Source organism: Paenibacillus beijingensis, from assembly GCF_000961095.1.
In the GTDB taxonomy this organism is placed as follows: Bacteria; Bacillota; Bacilli; order Paenibacillales; family Paenibacillaceae; genus Paenibacillus_O; species Paenibacillus_O beijingensis.
Genome location: NZ_CP011058.1, coordinates 3215942 through 3235095 on the forward strand (window position 1 = coordinate 3215942; position 19154 = coordinate 3235095).

Sequence of the window (19154 nt, forward strand, 5' to 3'; positions counted from 1 at the left end):
GCAGGAATTCCAAGCTTTTTTGGCTTGAACATGCGATTGGAAGACGAAAAAAATGTATTTTTGCAGGAATTTTCACTTGGTGGATCAATAAAAAGAAAAAAGATGTACGATCGCAGGTATTTCAAAAATTCCCCTTTATGCAGAGCCCCTTCGTGCAGAGCGATAGGGGACCTCCTTTTTTAACGTACTTTTTTTACGTAACTACCCGGACCGAGCGCCCAGCGCACCTTCCGCCCGTTCACTCGGCAAGCGAGAAATGAAATATGTCCTGAAGCAGGATGGACGCGGCGGCGATCAGATCGGCGTCTTTGCCGAGCGTTGATTGGCGGATCGGAAGATTCCGCAGGACGGGCAGCGCATGGGAGGCCACGTACTTCCTGACGTTCTCGATCACCCGGTTATTGTCCACACACACGCTTCCGCCTATAATGACGATTTCCGGATTGAACAGATTGATCAGGTTAACCATTCCGAGTCCCAAAAAACTGCTGATTTCGTCTGCCAGATCGACGGCTAACGGATCGTGCTTTTGAATCGCTTCCTTGAATATGGCAGGCGTGATCCGTGTAATATCTCCTTCCGCCAGATCCATAATGACGGACGGTTTGCCGCGCGTGACCGAGGCGAAAATTCGCGAATAGACGGCCGGCCAGTTGACGTAATTTTCGAGGCAGCCCACATTGCCGCATTCACAGCGAATCCCGTTCCGGTCCACAATCGTATGCCCCAGCTCGCCGGCTCCGCCGACGCCGCCCCGCAGCAAAATATCGTGAAAGAAAATGCCTGCGCCCACCCCGTCCGCCACGGAAACGTAAATCATATTTTTGCACTTGCCGTAAGGCCCGAACCTTTTTTCAGCCAGCACCATCGCATTCAAATCGTTCTCCACCCACGTTTTGATGCCGAAACGGGTTTCTATCAGCTGCTTAAAAGGGATGTTTTCCAAGTGGAGCTTGGAATTGAAATACAACGTTCCAGACTCGGAGTTGACGACGCCTGGCGTAATGAGCGAGATGCCGATGCACTGCTCGCGGGGCGGACATTGTTGAAGGAACAGGGCGATATCGGAAAGAATGGCCTCAATCAGCTCGTCTCCTGACAGCGACCGTACCGGCCTGGCGCTTCGGCGGCTGATGTTTGCTTCCAGATTCATTTGGGCAATCTCAATCATGAAGTTCGATACGGAAATACCGATCAAATAAAGGTGATCCGAAGCCAATTTCAGCAAAATCGGTTTTCTTCCGCCGTTGGATGCGCCTGCGCCAACCTCGCAGACGTAGCCTTCTTTCATCAGCTCCTGCGTGGCCGATGCGACCGTGGTCGGGCTGATGCCGTTGCGTTTGGCGATTTCGCTCCTGGAGATCGGTCCGTGTTCCCGTATCATGTTAAGAATAATGGAGCGGTTTAATTCTTGAACGAGTTTCAAATCTCCGGTTCTAATTTTGCCCACTTCGGATCGAACCTCCTTGCCACTTGTTCCATCAAGTGGATTAATCGGACACAAAATCTCTTGTTAGTGTTATATAATATAACATAACTATATTGATTTATTCCAGGAAAATCGATATACTGAACTTAAATGTTAGAAAAAGTAACATTTACCCTCGTAATACCGTCATTCCTCGATCGGAAACGCGCAGAAGTAACTACGTCTAATGGAAAAAGTAAGTTAATGGGGAGGTCCGCAACGAAAATTCCAATTTTATGGGAGGTTTCTATGAAAAGAAAATCATCCGTTTGGGCATTGCTTATGATCGTTTTGGCGGTAGCGGTTCTGTCCGCTTGCGGGAAAAACTCCAATTCAGCCGACTCCGGCGGTACAACGGCAACAAATTCAGGCGGTACAACAGAAACGGATACATCCAAGAACGACAAGCCGCTCTCAGGCACCGTACTCCATACCATCTCCAGTCCCTCCAATGAAGAGTTCTTCGCGAAAATCAATCAAGAGTTTAAAGATAAAACAGGCATTGATGTGCAAGTCGATACGGTCGGCTACAACGATGTCGCTCCGAAGCTGATGAACTCGTTCATGGCCGGCGGCAGCACATACGACCTCTTTGTTATGGACGTCATCGATCTGCCCCGCTTCGTCTCGGCCGGTTGGGTGGCTCCCGTCGATCAATGGATCACCGACGATATGAAGAAAGATCTGCTCCCTTTCGCCGCTCAGGCGCTCCAATACCAGGGCAAATTTTACGGTTTGCCTTACGCCTCCGAATACAAGTCTTTCGTTTACAACAAGACGCTGCTCGAGAAAGCCGGATTTACGGCACCGCCGAAAACATGGGATGAATTTATTGCGTACAGCAAAGCGCTGCAGGAGAAAGGCATCGTCAAATACGCGTCCGCTTGGGCGTGGAGCCAGACGGAAGGTCTTGTGTGCGACTTTGTTGCCATCGCATCCAGTATGGGCGGCAAGCTGTTCGACGACAGCGGAAATCCGGTATTGAACAGCCCCGAGAACGTCAAAGCGCTGCAACTGATGGTAGACATGATTTACAAGGATAAAATCGTCGATCCCGCATCGCTGCAATATAATGAATCTAATGTGCTGAACGCTATGTCCGCCGGCGATATCGCCTTTGAGCTGAACTGGGGACTGCCGCTCACGCCTCTTAACGACGCATCCCAATCGAAAATCGTCGGACAAGCCGACGTCGCCCCGCTCCCGTATACGGTATCGAGCGCAACGATCGCCGGACCGATGTCCTATGCTATTTCCGCCGGTTCCAAAAATAAAGATGCGGCTTGGGAATACATCAAGTTTCTGAACGATCAAAACGGTGCCAAGCGTCAAGCGCTTGAAATCGGCATGTTCCCGGGCTGGAAAAGCGTTTATGAAGATGCTGAAGTGAAATCGGGCGTTCCGGGACTCGATAAAATTTTGGAGCAAGCCGAAGTGGCCGTCAACCGTCCGCAAATTCCGTGGTATAACGAATGGTCCTCCAAATTCCAGGTTGAGCTGCAAAACGCGCTGACGCAAAAGAAAACGCCGCAGCAAGCGCTGGACGACGCGATGGCGGAATCGCTGAAAGTGAAGGAAAGCAACAGCTGAGGAGCTCTCTGACAAGGCTCCCTGGCATCTTGCGCCGGCTGCGGTCCGGAAAGAAGGGATGACGATGATTAACAAAGCTGCGCGGGAAATGTCCTCGCCGAAAAAAATGATCTCCGAGAAAAAAATGATCTCAGAACCGAAATTCGCGCTTCTGCTGCTGCTTCCGACAATCGTGATCCTTTTGGGACTGCTGCTGTACCCGTTTCTCTACTCCATCTATCTTGCTTTCGTCAATCTGAACTTGACGAAGCCGTGGATCGGCACCAAATTTGTCGGGCTTGAAAACTTCGCAACGGTTCTGAAGGATAACGAGTTTTGGCTCAGTATGCTGACGACGTTTTATTTTACCGTATTTAATGTTGCAGCAAGCATGGTGATCGGGCTTGCTGCAGCCCTTCTTTTTAATACGAAGTTTCGCTTCAGGGGGCTGGCCCGGTCGCTTCTGCTCATTCCGTGGGCGATGCCGGGCGTCGTCAATGCGATGCTGTGGCAGACGATGCTGCACCCGAATTACGGTTTGGTGAACGGCCTGCTGCTCAAGCTCGGCTTGATCTCGGACCCGATCAACTGGCTGTCCGATCCGAAGCTGGCGCTCGCCTCCGTTATAACGGCACAGCTGTGGACGTCATTTCCGTTCGTAGCGCTGATGTACCTCGCTGCACTGCAGTCTATTCCGTATGATCTGATTGAGGCGGGCAAAATCGACGGAGCCGGCACATTTCGCATTTTCACCCATATTATCGTAAAGCTGCTCGTTCCGGTGACGCTCGTGCTGCTCGTGCTGCGGACGATCGACTCCTTCCGCACGTTCGATCTTATTTTTGCGATGACTAAAGGAGGGCCCGCCAACGCCACGGAGCTTGCCGGCGTCTATCTGTACAAGCAGGGGTTCATGTTCAGCAACTTCGGTGTCGGTTCGGCGGGAAGTTATGTGCTGACCGCCTTTATCCTGGTGTTCGTCATTCTTTATATGCGTATTCTGCGGCAGAGGGACGATCATTGAGGAAAGGGGGAGGGAACCAATGTCAAAAGGATTGAACCGGATCCTGCTCTATATCGGCGTCATCGTTGTCATCTGTTTTACCGTCGCTCCGCTGTTGTGGGCGTTCGTCGTCAGCGTTTCGCCTGCGACCGAATTGTCGACGCTTGCCCGGCAGTGGCTGCCCCGCCAAATGACCTTTGACAATTACGTGCAGGTGCTCAGCTTGTCGGATAATGCGGACACGTTCAAAAACTCGCTGCTGAACAGCTTCATCGTGGCCGGTTCCACGACGTTTTTGGCGCTTATTTTCGGATCATTCGGAGCGTACGCGTTCGCAAGGCTGCGGTTCAGATTCAAGGACCGGCTCTCCGTCATTTTTCTGTTTACACAAATGGTGCCGAGCATCGCGATTGCGCTGCCGCTTTATTTGATCTTCAAAAATATCGGGCTGCTGGATACGAAAACGTCGCTTACGCTGGCGAACTTGTCCTTCACGCTGCCGTTCATTATTTGGATGATGCGTGCTTTCTTCGGGTCGATTCCGAAAGAGCTCGAGGAAGCGGCGTTTATTGACGGCCTGGGCCGGTTCGGCGCGCTCTTCCGGATCATCCTGCCCATCTCGGCGCCGGGATTGTTCGCGATCGGGGTGTTTGCTTACTTGAATACGTGGAATGAATTCAATACCGCGCTTGTATTGACCGGTTCGGACCAGTCGAAAACGATGCCGGTTGTCATTAACGAGTTTCTTGGGCGGTTCTCGGTCGATTACGGTCTTATGGCATCGTCCGGTATTATCGGCTTGCTGCCCCCGGTGCTGCTCGCTCTTGTCTTCCAGCGTTATTTGGTTGACGGGATGACGTCCGGCGCGGTGAAGGGATGACGTGGAGAAGAGGTGCGGATGTGGCTCGAATTGAAATTCGCCATGTGAGGGGCCGTGCGGAAATGGAGCGGGTGTACGATCTGCTCGGAAATGTGTTTACGGTCGGCAGAGCTTTTTTTCAAAAACGTCTTGATTACGATGCCGCCTACGATCCGGAAACGACATGGGTGGCGACGGTGGAAGGCGAGCTGGCCGCTTCGGTGCAGCTGTTTCCTTACGACATGCGCGTCGGCGAAGCCCGCCTTAAGATCGGGGGAATAGGGAGCGTTTCTTCCGATCCGCGCTTCCGCGGCATGGGCTTGGTGCACGGGATTTTGCTGGAGATGACCGAATGGATGAAAAAGCGCGAATACGATTTGTCGCTTTTGTTTACCGGCATTCATCCTTTCTATGAAAAGGTGGGCTGGGAGACGGTTGAGGAGCCTAGGTATGAGCTTGATGCCGCGTCCGTTGCGGGAAGTTACGATGATTCCGTCTACCGCATCTCGTCTTTCTCCAGATCCGATCTGGAAGAAATCATGGCGGTTTGCGATGCGTACAATGCCGGGAACACGAACTCCCGCATCCGTTCTGCCGAATACTGGGACGGGCTGCTGAAATGGAGCGACAATTTGTTCGGGAGCTTTTTGACCGCCCGGAAGAAAGGTCGCATTGTTGCCTACGCCATAGCAGGAAATGAAAAGGATGGAGCGGTTGAGCTGCAGGAGTGCGCTTTTATGGATGGGGAAGGCGCCGCAATGAAACCGCTCTTCGCGGCATTGGCTGCCGGCGAAACGGTCAAACGGCTATCGGCTGTCATTCCGGAAGACGGCATCCTGTCGGAGGCGCTCCGATCGCTCGGGCCGGTAGACGTGCAGATCGGCAACTACTCGATGTGGAAAATCATCGGATTTGCGCCGATGCTGCGCAAGCTCGAGCCGGTGTTCACGCGCCGGTTGGTGGAGGCGGACGAAGCGAACAGGGCGGTTATGCCGGAGCGCGTGCTGCTGCGCTGCGGGGGCGAAAAGGCGGTTCTCGCAATCGGTTCACACGGCGCTGCTGTTCTTCCGGCTTCCGAAACGCTTGAATACGACGAAGAAATCAAATGTACCGCTGCCGAGTTTTCGGCGATGCTCACTCAGGGATCCCAGGTGCTAACGCGGGAATCGCTGAAGGGTCATCCGGTAGTTCGGGCGCTTTTTCCGGGGCAGCGGTATGCGATGTGGAAGACGGAGGCGTTTTGACGGATATGACGGATATGACGGATTTCGGCATGTAAAGGAGCGAGTTATGTTATACGTATTGGTAATTGGCGCAGGTACAATGGGCAGGACGCATGCCGAAGCATATGCTGCAATGGAAGGCGTACAGCTCGCCGGAATCGCCGACGCGGATCTGGCGTCGGCCGAGAAGGCGGCGCGGCAGTTTGGAACGCAGGAGTTCGGCAGCTATGAGGAAGCTGCGGAGTCGCTTGAAACGATCGACGTCGTCGACGTTTGCCTGCCGACCTTTTTGCACCGGGAGTTCGTGCTCAAAGCGGCGGACGACGGCAAGCACGTCATCTGCGAGAAGCCGCTCGCCGGCAGCCTCGACGATGCACGGTTTATGATCGATTATTGCGCGGCCAAAGGCGTCCGGTTGTTCGTCGGCCATGTCGTGCGGTTTTTTCCGGAGTATGAAAAAGCGAAGCGGCTGATGGAGGAGTCGGCTATTGGTGAAGTTGCGGTGGCCAAAGCGAGCCGGACATCCGGCTTTCCGAGAGCGTGGAACAATTGGTATGCCGATTCCAGCAAAAGCGGCGGCGTCCTGATGGACCTCTCCATTCATGACTTCGATTATTTGCGCTGGTGTTTCGGCGAGGTTGAGCGTGTGTTTGCCAAGTCGACGCCCCCTTCGTCCTCCGTGGAAGGAGGGTATGCGCTCACAACGCTGACGTTCCGCAGCGGGGTGATCGCCCATGTCGAAGGGTCGTGGTCGCATCAAAAATTTACGACCTCCTTTGAATTTGCCGGTACGGACGGCATTATCGATTACAACAGCGCGAAGGACAACCCGATCGTATCGTTTACCCGGACGAAGGGTGAGCCGGCCGGCGGCGTGCCCGTTCCGGAAAGCCCGCTGCTGGAAACGCCGTATTACCGGGAACTGGCGCATTTCATGTCCTGTATCACTACGGGAGCGGAGCCGATCGTGACGGCGGAAGACGCTTATCAGGCACTCGCCATTTCGCTCGCGGCCATCCGATCGGCCGAAACGGGCGAAGCGGTAACGCCGGGTTAACAGCGCCATGAACCAAAGCTTATGCTTACGAAGTGGTTTTGCCTGCAGCAAAACCTAGGCTTATGCTTACGAAGCGGTTTTGCCTCCGGCAAAACCTTTAGGAGGATCGTATGATAAAAATCGGAGTCATCAGTCTCGCACATATGCATGCGGTCGGGTATATGAGCGCGATCAATCAACTGGAAGGTGTGGAGCTAACCGGTATTTGGCATGACGACGCTGAAGCGGGAGGACGGATTGCGGAGCGATTTGGGACCACGTTTTATGCCGATTTTAACGAGCTCATCGGCAGTGGCATCGACGCGGTCATCGTCACATCGGAGAATGTCAATCATGTACGGCATGTGGTGGCGGCTGCCGAAGCCGGGAAACATGTGTTGTGCGAAAAGCCTCTGGCGACCAAGATAGAGGATGCGCAAGCGATGATCGATATTTGCCGGGCCAATGGGGTATTGCTGCAAACGGCGTTTCCGGTCCGTTTCCAAACCTCGGTTAAACGGGGCAAGCAGCTGCTCGAGAGCGGCAAATACGGCAACATTATCGCCATTAAGGGAACGAACCGCGGCCGGATTCCGGGCGGATGGTTTTTGGACCGGAATTTGTCGGGCGGCGGGGCCGTCATAGATCATACGGTTCATGTCGTCGACGTAATGCGCTGGTATATGGGGGCGGAAGTGACGAAGGTTTACGCCGAATCGGCCAGCCGGTTCTCGAACGGCCTAATCGACGACTGCGGCATGCTGACGATGTCGTTCGACAACGGCGTATTCGCCAGCCTTGACTGCAGCTGGTCCCGCAACAAGAAATTTCCGACGTGGGGCGACGTTACGCTTGAAATCGTGTGCGAGAACGGGACGCTGTCGATTGACGCATTTAATCAGAAGTTGAATCGGTACAGCGACGAAACGGGACTCGAATGGGATTTCTGGGGCGACGATATGGATTTGGAGCTGATCCGCGACTTTGTCCGCTCGATCAGAGAAGGCAAGCGGGAAGCTTCGGTCACTGGCGAGGACGGTCTGCGGGCGGTCGAAGTCGCGCTTGCCGCGTACGAATCGTCGGAAAGCCACGCCGTCGTAACGCTTCGATAACTGTGAAGCCGCAAAAACGGGCAGAGGCAATGAAATTCCCTTTTCGGACGGGGAATTTCATTGCCTCTGTTTTCTCATTTGCTTAGGAAATTATGCGAATCTAAGAATTGTGGATAGACCGCATCGCTAGCCGCGATGGGGTTGGAGGTTCAGGCCGCGCGGACGCAATGGACGAATCACCTTCGAGAGCTAACGGCTGGCATAGACGTTATTGTGCTCAAAATGCCCTTTAGCACAATTTAACGGTTGCGAGAGACCTTATCTGATGGTTTTCGTTGAAAAAAGGCTATTCTTGCAACCAATAGCTGCGCTCAGCTCCGTTAGAACTCAAAGGGGTCATTTTCATTCAATTAGTGGCAATGGCAGCCGCTAGGAAATAACCTGGCATCCATCACTCCCTCATCCGGAACGAATATAACCGGGCTGAGTCGAACGGAGCCTAAATGTGCGGTATCGCTGATTTCCGCTTTATGTCCAAATAAATGGGGGAGTGATTCAATTCCCTGAAAAGCTACAACTGGCGATTCCTGAAGCCCGTAAAGATGGCAATTCGATGCGGCACACATCTGAAGAAGCGGATTCCGATCGGTTTCAAGGGGGTCCTGATTTCATTGAAATAAGCCATCTCTAATCACCACCTTTCAAGAAAATTTTACCACTTGTCGGGAATAGTTGTAAACTATTTACAGAAAATAAAAAAGAGAGGGTGTAAATGCGCGTTCTCTCCAGGTTGATTGCGGTCTCCGTCTTACATCCGTATTCACAAATACAGGATCAGAGGCATTAATGGTGAATGCATGCAGTCGCCTTGCTCCTAAGTGATGCTCCCGTACGGGCAGCGATGGGAAAGATTGCTTCGCTTACAATTGAGCTATCTGTTTCAATCCACACTCCCGCGTGGGGAGCGACACAGCCGGAGAGTAATTTTGTCTTCCGTATGCAGTTTCAATCCACGCTCCCGCATGGGGAGCGACCGCTTCGGCTGGGGAAGTGCCTGTTGCCATTACGACGTTTCAATCCACGCTCCCGCATGGGGAGCGACTGCGCGTTTAAGGACCGAAAGGGAAGCGTTAGAGGTTTCAATCCACGCTCCCGCATGGGGAGCGACACTCCACCTGATGAGCATGCAGGTTTTTAAATTCGTTTCAATCCACGCTCCCGCATGGGGAGCGACTAAAGTAGAAAGATATACGTCACGACCTGGGACGTTTCAATCCACGCTCCCGCATGGGGAGCGACCAGAAACGTAGAGAGTTGAATGAGATAATGGAAGTTTCAATGATGCTAGACTGAAATCTGGACACGGAGAACCGAGAGTGCGACAATAAATGCATTCATAATCGAGGTGTCCGACATGACGAAAAAGTATGACAAGGAATTCAAGATCCAAACCGTACGACTTATTCAAGAAGAAGGAAAAACGGTGGCGCAGGTAGCCCGAGAATTAGGTCTCCATGAGAATACGGTGTATCGTTGGCTGGCCGAATTCAAGCAGGATGGGGCGAATGCCTTTCCTGGCAGCGGGCAATTAAAACCTGACGACAATGCCCTTCGTGATTTACAGAAAGAACTCCGAGAGCTTCGGGAGGAAAATGAAATTTTAAAAAAGGCGATGCACTACTTTGCAAAAGACCGGCGCTGATCTACTCTTTCATCCACGATCATCGCTTCAAGCTCCGCGTCGCGAAGATGTGTGCCGTGTTTCAAGTATCTCGAAGCGGTTATTATGAGTGGACTCGGCGTCAAAAAAAGCAACCGTACCAAACGCCAAGAACGGTTGGATCAACAGATCAGAAGGATCTTTCTGGACTCCAGACGCTTGTACGGCAGTCCAAAGGTATGGGAAGCCCTGAAAAAGAAAGGGATTCAGGTGTCCGAGAAAACCGTCGCCCGTACGATGAACAGGCTCAACCTGAAATCACGTACGGTGAAGAAATACAAGGCGACAACGAATTCGAAACACAACTTGCCGATTGCGGAAAACGTACTGAATCAAACCTTCACCGCTAGCGCAATGAATAAGGTCTGGATGACGGATATCACTTACATCCCGACTGACGAGGGCTGGCTATACTTGGCCAGTGTCATGGATTTAGACACTCGTAAGATCGTCGGGTTCCATATGGACGAGCGAATGACGAAAGAACTTGTCATCACGGCACTTGATCAAGCTTACGTCCGCCAGCGACTCGTTTCATGACTGCTGCATCACTCCGATCGGGGAAGTCAGTACGCTTCGACGGATTACCAGAATCGTCTTCGGAAGTACAAGATGATTGGCAGTATGAGCCGCAAAGGGAACTGCTACGAGAACGCCTGCATCGAATCCTTCCACAGCGTGCTGAAGAAGGAACTCAACTACTTGGAAAAGTTCAAAACGAGACAGGAAGCAAAAGAAAAGATCTTCGAGTATATCGCTTGCTTTTATAATGGAAAACGCATCCACTCATCTATTGGGTACTTTACGCCCAATCAATACGAACATATGTGCCGGAACGCGGCGTAATTCTCTCGCTTTCCCGTGTCCAGTTTATTGACAGAGGTTCACAATCCACGCTCCCGCATGGGGAGCGACCGGTGATTTCTCGGAACCTATTGGTGCCCAATATATCGTTCAGTCCTGGGGAGAAAAATTCAAATCCTCCCGACTTCTTGCTTATGTCATCGCGGGGCATCATACGGGTCTTCCGGATTACGGCTCACCGGCAGCCGATGATTCCTGTTTGGCAAAACCTCTGATCAAGCAGTTCGAACCGTACGTAATGCCCGGACCGGACATTATGCTTGCTCCCGCACCTTGCTCCTCCTATTAAACCTGGGCTTGACCCGGGCTTCCAGTTCGTATTATTTACTCGTATTCTATTTTCCTGCTTAGTAGATGCAGACTCTCTGGATTCGGAGCAGTTTGCGGACCCCAGCGCGATCGCGACTGTACCGAGCAGAATGGTTTAGGAATGGCGCATACTTGAAAAATATGCCCGCTGCTCTGAGGAATCATCCGCACTTTATCCACATTTTGGCTGTAACCTGCAATTTACATCCTGATGCATGTAAGACTCAATTTTTTAAAGAACTTATGTTTGCTGACAACTTGTTGCACTTAAGATGTTGTATATTTATTATAGCCCAGCAAGTAAAGAATTGAGAGGGATAAAATGGATTACATCGCCCACATTCGTGAAAGTGACAAAGAGATTCAAAGCGTCGAAGCGCATTTGCTTGGAGTAAAAGCTTTGGCGGAATCATTTGGGGATAAGATTGGCGTCAAGCATATAGCTGGTCTAGCGGGTATGCTTCATGATATGGGCAAGTACACCCATGAATTTAAAGAGTACATAAGAGAAGCTGTGAACAATCCGGACTCTCCACCGAAAAGAGGAAGTGTTGACCATTCGACAGCAGGAGCAAAGCTATTATTCCAAAAGTTTCACCAGGGAGTCCCTTCAAGGTTGGAATGGATTCTGGCCGAAGTCGTAGGAAATGCGATCATTTCACATCATTCTTATCTTCACGATTTTTTAAATCCACATTTGGAGTCCCCTTACTTGAATCGAGTTCAAGAAAAACATTTAGATGAGTTTGAAAGATCCAGGCAGTGCTTTTTTGACTTTGTAATTAGCGAGATGGAGTTTCAGCAATATGTTTCAAATGCATTAGTTGAACTGGAAGCTTATCTGAGTAAGCCCTCTTCGGAGAATGGTGAAAGTAAGTTGATGTTCCTGATCAAATTTATTTTCAGCGCTTTAATTGATGCTGATCGAACGAACACCAGATTGTTTGAAGAAAATAAGATCGACGAACCAGAACAGAGCCGCAAAGAGCTATTCGATGCTTATTATCAGAAACTTATGAAAAAAATTAACTCCTATCAAGTACAAGAAGATGCAAAGACAGCAATTAATGTTCTTAGGAGAGAAATGTCCGATCAGTGCGACCAGTTTGCGGAGAAGCCATCCGGGATCTATACTTTATCGATTCCAACGGGCGGCGGCAAAACATTGGCAAGTTTGAGATATGCGCTCCAGCATGCATGTCGGGAAAATAAACAGCACATCATTTATGTAGTGCCCTTTACAACGATTATTGAACAGAACGCAAAGGAAGTTCGCAAAATCTTATCGGATGATGGGCATATTCTGGAGCACCATTCGAACGTCATTGATGATTTGAATGATGACGACGAGAACGAGGATGGCATAATCAATACGCGGCAAAAGTTAAAGCTGGCTAAGGATAACTGGGATTCACCGATTATCTTCACAACGATGGTGCAGTTTTTGAATGTGTTCTACGCCAAAGGAAGCAGGAATATTCGGAGACTTCATAATTTAAGTAAGTCAGTTATTATTTTTGACGAGGTGCAGAAGGTTCCCGTTTCATGTGTATCGTTATTTAACCAAGCGCTGAATTTTTTAAATACGTACTGTGATTCCAGTCTCATTCTTTGCACCGCAACCCAACCTGCATTGGGTTTTGTTGAGCTTGAGCGTAAGCTGGATATGAACAAGGATGCTGAAATTATTCAAAACCTGGATCGTGTAATTAAAGCCTTTAAACGGGTGGAAATCATTGATAAAGCAACGGACGAGCTGTTTGACAACGACAAGCTTACCGATTTTATTGCGGAGAAAATGGACGAAGTCCAGAGTGTGCTTGTTATTTTAAATACGAAAACGGTTGTGAAGAGATTATATCGTCAAATGGAGGTGAGTGGTGTCCCTATTTATCACTTAAGCACCTCGATGTGTGCGGCGCATCGGAACCACATTTTGGGACAAGTGCGGGAACACCTTAATCAGAATGAAAAAGTGATATGTATCAGTACCCAGTTGATCGAAGCTGGAGTAGATGTAAGCTTTGATTGTGTGATCCGCTCTTTGGCAGGACTGGATTCTATTGCACAAGCAGCTGGTAGATGCAACCGTCACGGGAAGCGGGAGATTCAGCAGGTTTATGTTATTGATCATGCAGAGGAGAATCTGAATCATTTGCAGGAAATTAAGATTGGGAAAAAACTGTCCAAGAGGATCCTCATCGATCTCAAGCGTGATCAGAATCAGCATGGCGGCAATATTTTATCTGCTCAGGCGATGGACAGGTATTTCAAGGAGTTTTATACGGAGTTCAGCTCAAAATTAAATTATTTTATCCGAAAATTACAAAAGGATATGACAGAGTTGTTAATGTCTGAAAGGAAACACAACACGTATTATCAAGCCTATTTGCATAATAAGAAGGAAAGGCTGCCGTTATGTATCGTGAACAGTTATAGGACGGCCGCAGAATACTTTCAGGTGATTGACGATCAAACAGCCGCAGTTATTGTCCCTTATGACGAGGAAGGCAAAGATATTATTGCGCAGTTAAACGGCAATGAAACGATAGAGAATTTCTCGGGATTGCTGCGGAAAGCCCAGCAATTTACGATCAATCTGTTCTATCACGAACGAGAGCAGCTGGAGCAGAACGATGGGGTGGTAAGCTTGCTTGATGGTAAAATATTAGCGTTGAAAGAAACGGCCTACAGTAAGGAATACGGACTCGATCTCGAAAATGACGGCAGGTTTGATTTGAGTATGTATTGAGCATGAGTAAGAAACCTATCTGTTCTCAAGATAGGTTTCCACTTCACACACTATATTTTTCAATCCACGCTATCGTTATAGCGACGGTTTATTGTAGCATGACCATTAAAGGAGGTGAGTCTATGAGGAATGCTATCGAGTTTATTGTTTATGGCGATTATGCGTTATTTACAGACCCTTTGACAAAGCTTGGCGGGGAAAAACTCAGTTATCAGGTGCCAACCTATCAGGCTTTGAAAGGAATATTGGAATCCATATATTGGAAAACTGCTTTACTAATGGTTGTCGATGAAGTCCGCATCATGAATCCCATCCGAATGGAGTCAAAAGGTATTCGTCCGATGGATTATGGTGGAGGAAATACGCTTGCCAATTATACATATCTCAGAGATCCCAAATATCAGGTGCGAGCTCATTTTGAGTTCAATATGAATCGAACGGATATGGCTTATGATCGAAACGAAAATAAGCATCATAGCATCTTAAGGCGTTCACTCAAAGTCGGGGGCCGAAGAGACATTTTTCTCGGCGCAAGAGAATGCCAAGCTTACGTTGAACCTTGCATTTTTGGTGAAGAGGACGGGTTCTATGATGACTATGGCGATATTCATCTGGGCAGCATGGTTCATGGCCTGAATTATCCGGATGAAACAGGCAGAGATCAACTGGAAATCCGTCTATGGAATCCGGTCATGAAGGACGGCATTATCCAATTTATTAGACCCGAACAATGCACCCAAGTTCGCACGATTATGGACATGGAGCCAAAACGTTTCGATGACACAAGTGTGTTATCGGCAGATGATCTGCTCTCACAATTGGAAGAGGGGGGGAGTCCATGAGTTGGTTATTGAATTTATACGAAACTTATGAATCGAATTTGGATCTCGTTGGAAAAATTGAAAAAAAACATAACGAGCAGGAGTATACGCTGCTGCCTGTATCCCACACAACGCAAAATGCACATATCGAAGTGGAAATCACCGAAGACGGGGAGTTTCATTCGGCGACTGTCATTGACAAAAGTGATGCGAGCACTTTGATTCCTTGTACCGAAGACTCTGCAAGCCGCGCAGGCGCAAAGATTGCGCCTTATCCGCTGCATGACAAATTAAGTTATGTTGCAGGGGATTATGCAGCCTATGGCGGAGAAATCAAAAAGGAGGAGCCCTTTCCCTATTATATCAAGCAACTGGAGGACTGGGCCAATTCTCCATATGCTGTTGCTAATGTGAAGAGCATATACCGTTATTTGAGCAAAGGTCGGCTTATTCAGGACTTAGTGAAAGAGAAGATTTTATATTTAGACGCCAAAAATCGGCTCTTGGATAAATGGGACAAAGATGCTGAGTCCCTGTATGGAGCAAGGCCGCGCATCTTTTCGGTTATTGCCGGAGAGCAAGCGAGTGCATTTGTAAGATTCAACGTCTACTCACCAACGAAGATGTTAACGAAAGTATGGAAGGATCAGGAGATGTATGATTCTTTCGTTCGATTCTACAACAGCAAATTAGGCGACGAGGACCTTTGCTACGTCACAGGAAGAACGCTACCGGCTACAGACAAGCATGCAAATAAAATTAGAAATGCGGCAGATAAAGCAAAATTAATTTCGGCGAATGACACAAGCGGCTTTACGTTTCGAGGGAGGTTTAATCAAAGCCATGAAGCGGCAAGCATTAGTTATGAAGTATCCCAGAAAGCGCATAATGCATTGAAGTGGCTCATTAATCATCAAGGCAAAATGATTGATCAGCGCGTGTTTCTTGTATGGGGAAATGATGAGCTTGATATTCCGGGATTTACGGAGGATTATTTTTCGATCGATCCTACGCCTGTTGCTACCAAAGAGAGAATCTCGTTTACAAATAAAGAGTTCGCGATCGAGGTAGCAAAGGCATTGGACGGATATAGAAATCAATTGTCATCTTCGTCCAATGGGAAAGCGAATGTAAATATCTTAGTTCTGGATTCAGCGACAACAGGCCGTATGGCGGTACTGTATTATCGCAATATGGATAAGGAGCTCTATTTGGACAAGCTTGTGAAATGGCACTCAACCTGTGCGTGGCTGCACCAATATCGCAAGGATGACAATGGAAATTTTGTGCGTTTTTATGGTGCACCAGCCACAAAGGATATAGCTTTTGCTGCATATGGGCCAAGAGCAAGTGACAAGATTGTAAAAGGGCTAATGGAACGTATGCTTCCATGTATGATCGATGGTCGAAAAATTCCTTCAGATGTAGTTGCCAGTGCTTTCCGTCGTGCCTCAAACCCCGTATCAATGGAGAAATGGGAATGGGAGAAGACGTTGAGCATTACATGTGCCTTAATAAGTAAGGAACAGGAGGGATTCAATGTGGCATTAGATAAAGAAAATAATGACCGCAACTATTTATTTGGCCGCTTATTGGCTGTCGCCGATGTATTAGAAAGGCGCGCGTTAGGCGATGAAGAACGGGCCACCAACGCCATTCGCTATATGAATGCTTTCTCCAGACATCCGGAAAGAACTTGGAAGACGATCCAGGCTTGCTTGCAGCCGTATCAAGCTCGACTTGGAACGAAAGCAATCTATTGGGCCAAGATCATTGATGAAGTAGCCTCGCGAATTCCGGCAGATAAATTTAATAATAAGCCATTATCCGGCTTATATTTGCTAGGCTTCTATAGTCAGCGGCATGAACTTTACCAGAAGAAAGAAACTAATGAGACTACAGAAGAATCAATTTAAAAAGGAGATTTGGACATGAGCACTCTAGATCATAAAATCGATTTTGCTGTTGTTTTATCTGTGACCAAGGCTAACCCTAACGGCGATCCTTTGAATGGCAATCGGCCGAGGCAAAACTATGATGGCTATGGCGAGATTTCAGATGTTGCACTAAAACGGAAGATTCGAAACCGTCTGCAGGATATGGGTGAATCTATATTTGTTCAGTCCAATGACCGCAAAACTGACTCTTACGGAAGTCTTAGAGAGCGTGCAGATGCGAATGCCGAACTGGAGAAGATTTTGAAGTCTAAGTCGGGGTCAAGTGATGAATTTTCCAGTATTGCTTGCCGGGAATGGCTAGATGTTCGCAGTTTTGGCCAAGTGTTTGCATTCAAAGCAGACAAGGGAGCCGGGGTATCCGTTGGAATAAGGGGTCCTGTATCCATTCATACCGCAACAAGTATTGATCCCATTGATATCTCCAGTATGCAAATTACGAAAAGCGTCAATTCTGAGCCGGGTGCATCAAGAGGTTCAGATACAATGGGAATGAAGCATCGTGTAGATTCGGGTGTCTATATCTTTTTCGGGAGCATTAATACGCAGTTGGCTGAGAAAACCGGGTTTACAAATGAAGATGCCGAGAAATTTAAGAATGCGCTTGTTACATTATTCGAAAACGATGCATCATCCGCCAGACCGGAAGGAAGTATGGAAGTCCACAAAGTGTACTGGTGGGAGCATAATTCCAAGCTGGGCCAATATTCTTCCGCAAAGGTTCATCGATCTTTATCGTTTGAAAGGCTTGCCGAAGAACCTAATGCGTTCGAAGATTATGAGTTTTTTATTCAACCATTGGAAGGTCTGAAAGTCGAGATCATTAATGGACTATAATGAAGACGATCATTATTTAATGTTGTCCGGCATACAGCATTTTCAATTTTGTAAACGGCAGTGGGCTCTTATTCATATTGAACAGCAATGGGAGGAAAATGTCAGAACCATTGAGGGGGAGCATTTGCACCGGAATGCCGATCAGCCGTTTACGAGAGAAAAGCGCGGTGATAAACTTATCGTTCGTGCAATGCCTGTGAAGTCGGAGAGCTTAAAAATAACAGGCGTATGCGATGTGGTGGAGTTTATAAAAAACGATAGCGGTGTTGAAATTAATGGCGCTGATGGGAAATACATCGCATATCCGATTGAGTATAAACGCGGAAAGCCGAAAATGAACGATGAAGATATTTTACAATTAGCTGCACAAGCCATTTGTCTTGAGGAAATGCTGCTGTGCGAAATAGACGTAGGCTATATGTTTTATAACGAGATCAAACATCGGGTTGAAGTTCCGTTAACCTCAGCAATTAAAAATAAAGTGAAGTTGATTGTCGCTGAAATGCAAGATTACTACAATCGCAGGTATACGCCTAAAGTGAAGACGGGATCCTTCTGTCGAAACTGTTCCCTTCAAAATATTTGTTTGCCGGAGCTAATGAATAAGCGGAGCGTTAAAAGTTACGTTGAGGGGAAACTCAAAGAATGAAAAAATTGCTTAATACGCTTTATATTACACAGCCCGATGTTTATTTGTCGCTGGATGGCGATAATATTGTACTACTTAAGGAACAGGAGAATTTGGGCAGGTTACCTCTGCACAACCTGGAATCGATTATCACCTTTGGTTACACCGGTGCAAGTCCGGCATTAATGGGATACTGTGCAGAGCGCAATATTCAATTAGTATTTTTCACGAAGAACGGCAGGTTTCTCGCCAGAGTCATTGGGGAAAGCAAAGGTAATGTCGTTCTGAGAAAGAAACAGTATGCTGTATCAGAAGATGAAATTCTTTCAGCTAAAGTTGCTCGTAATTTTATTGTCGGTAAGATTTACAACCACAAATGGATCATTGAGAGAATGACCCGAGACTATGCTTTGCGTATCGATGTTCCTCTGTTCAAAGCTATATCACAGCAGTTATCTGCATTAATTTTAGATGTAAGGGCGTGTGAAGATTTAGAAAGATTAAGAGGCTTGGAAGGTCAAGCGGCTATTAGCTACAATAAACTATTTGATCCCATGATATTGCAGCAGAAGGAGGATTTTTATTTTCACTCGCGTTCTCGAAGGCCACCGCTGGATAACGTGAATGCGATGCTATCGTTTGCTTACTCACTCTTGGCGAATGACGTGGCATCTGCACTAGAAGGTGTCGGATTGGATGCATATGTTGGATTTTTGCATCGTGACCGGCCGGGACGCGCTTCTTTAGCGCTGGATGTAATGGAGGAACTGCGAGGGGTCTTTGCAGATAAGTTTGTGCTTACGTTAATTAATAAGAAAATTGTGAGTAAAGAGGATTTTTTGAAAAAAGAGAATGGTGCGGTTATTATGATGGATGAGGCGAGAAAGAAGTTTCTAACCGCATGGCAAAATAAGAAGCAAGAAAAAATTACACATCCTTTTCTTGGTGAGAAGATTTCCTGGGGGTTAGTCCCGCATGCGCAAGCCTTATTGTTAGCTCGATATTTACGTAATGATCTAGACGAGTATCCACCTTTCTTTTGGAAGTAGGTGAATGAG

Annotated in this window: 13 protein-coding genes, 1 pseudogene and 1 CRISPR repeat array; of the genes and pseudogenes, 13 read left to right on the forward strand and 1 reads right to left on the reverse strand. The window is 48.2% G+C overall.

Annotated features, from left to right (window positions below):
• Nucleotides 1-238: 238 nt before the first annotated feature.
• Nucleotides 239-1450 (reverse strand): ROK family transcriptional regulator, encoded by a 1212-nt coding sequence (locus tag VN24_RS14545; protein ID WP_238590693.1) that lies wholly within the window; start codon nucleotides 1448-1450, stop codon nucleotides 239-241.
• A 267-nt stretch (nucleotides 1451-1717) separates the two neighbouring features.
• Here VN24_RS14545 and VN24_RS14550 point away from each other — a divergent pair, with 267 nt between their 5' ends.
• The 13 genes and pseudogenes from VN24_RS14550 (at nucleotide 1718) to cas1c (ending at nucleotide 19145) form a co-directional block, all read left to right on the forward strand.
• Entirely contained in the window at nucleotides 1718-3058 is a 1341-nt protein-coding gene (locus VN24_RS14550; RefSeq protein ID WP_045670988.1) for an extracellular solute-binding protein, read from the forward strand.
• A gap of 64 nt (nucleotides 3059-3122) precedes the next feature.
• A complete protein-coding gene (locus VN24_RS14555; RefSeq protein WP_052702968.1) occupies nucleotides 3123-4061 on the forward strand; it encodes a carbohydrate ABC transporter permease in 939 nt (312 codons plus the stop codon).
• Between the two features lie 19 nt (nucleotides 4062-4080).
• Entirely contained in the window at nucleotides 4081-4920 is an 840-nt protein-coding gene (locus tag VN24_RS14560) for a carbohydrate ABC transporter permease (protein WP_045670989.1), read from the forward strand.
• Between the two features lie 20 nt (nucleotides 4921-4940).
• Nucleotides 4941-6143, forward strand: coding sequence for a GNAT family N-acetyltransferase (locus tag VN24_RS14565; protein WP_158453676.1), 1203 nt, complete (start codon nucleotides 4941-4943; stop codon nucleotides 6141-6143).
• 46 nt (nucleotides 6144-6189) lie between these two features.
• Complete coding sequence (locus tag VN24_RS14570) at nucleotides 6190-7179, forward strand: Gfo/Idh/MocA family protein (protein ID WP_045670991.1); 990 nt, start codon at nucleotides 6190-6192, stop codon at nucleotides 7177-7179.
• Nucleotides 7180-7292: 113 nt separating this feature from the next.
• Nucleotides 7293-8270, forward strand: coding sequence for a Gfo/Idh/MocA family protein (locus VN24_RS14575; RefSeq protein WP_045673317.1), 978 nt, complete (start codon nucleotides 7293-7295; stop codon nucleotides 8268-8270).
• Between the two features lie 877 nt (nucleotides 8271-9147).
• A CRISPR array of direct repeats spans nucleotides 9148-9509; the repeat unit is 32 nt; unit sequence GTTTCAATCCACGCTCCCGCATGGGGAGCGAC.
• A 115-nt stretch (nucleotides 9510-9624) separates the two neighbouring features.
• Nucleotides 9625-10776 (forward strand): annotated as a pseudogene (locus VN24_RS14585) (IS3 family transposase).
• A 649-nt stretch (nucleotides 10777-11425) separates the two neighbouring features.
• Nucleotides 11426-13855, forward strand: a complete 2430-nt coding sequence (locus VN24_RS14590; RefSeq protein WP_045670993.1) for a CRISPR-associated helicase/endonuclease Cas3 — start codon at nucleotides 11426-11428, stop codon at nucleotides 13853-13855.
• A 122-nt stretch (nucleotides 13856-13977) separates the two neighbouring features.
• Nucleotides 13978-14697, forward strand: coding sequence for a type I-C CRISPR-associated protein Cas5c (gene cas5c / locus VN24_RS14595; RefSeq protein WP_045670994.1), 720 nt, complete (start codon nucleotides 13978-13980; stop codon nucleotides 14695-14697).
• Nucleotides 14694-16592, forward strand: coding sequence for a type I-C CRISPR-associated protein Cas8c/Csd1 (gene cas8c, locus VN24_RS14600; RefSeq protein WP_045670995.1), 1899 nt, complete (start codon nucleotides 14694-14696; stop codon nucleotides 16590-16592). The genes cas5c and cas8c overlap by 4 nt, the downstream gene beginning before the upstream one ends.
• A gap of 15 nt (nucleotides 16593-16607) precedes the next feature.
• Nucleotides 16608-17468, forward strand: a complete 861-nt coding sequence (gene cas7c, locus VN24_RS14605) for a type I-C CRISPR-associated protein Cas7/Csd2 (protein WP_045670996.1) — start codon at nucleotides 16608-16610, stop codon at nucleotides 17466-17468.
• Nucleotides 17458-18117: a CRISPR-associated protein Cas4 gene (gene cas4 / locus VN24_RS14610; RefSeq protein WP_045670997.1), complete on the forward strand. Its 660-nt coding sequence runs from the start codon at nucleotides 17458-17460 to the stop codon at nucleotides 18115-18117. The genes cas7c and cas4 overlap by 11 nt, the downstream gene beginning before the upstream one ends.
• Nucleotides 18114-19145, forward strand: a complete 1032-nt coding sequence (gene cas1c, locus VN24_RS14615) for a type I-C CRISPR-associated endonuclease Cas1c (RefSeq protein ID WP_045670998.1) — start codon at nucleotides 18114-18116, stop codon at nucleotides 19143-19145. Before cas4 ends, cas1c begins: the two co-directional genes overlap by 4 nt.
• The last annotated feature ends 9 nt before the right edge of the window (nucleotides 19146-19154 follow it).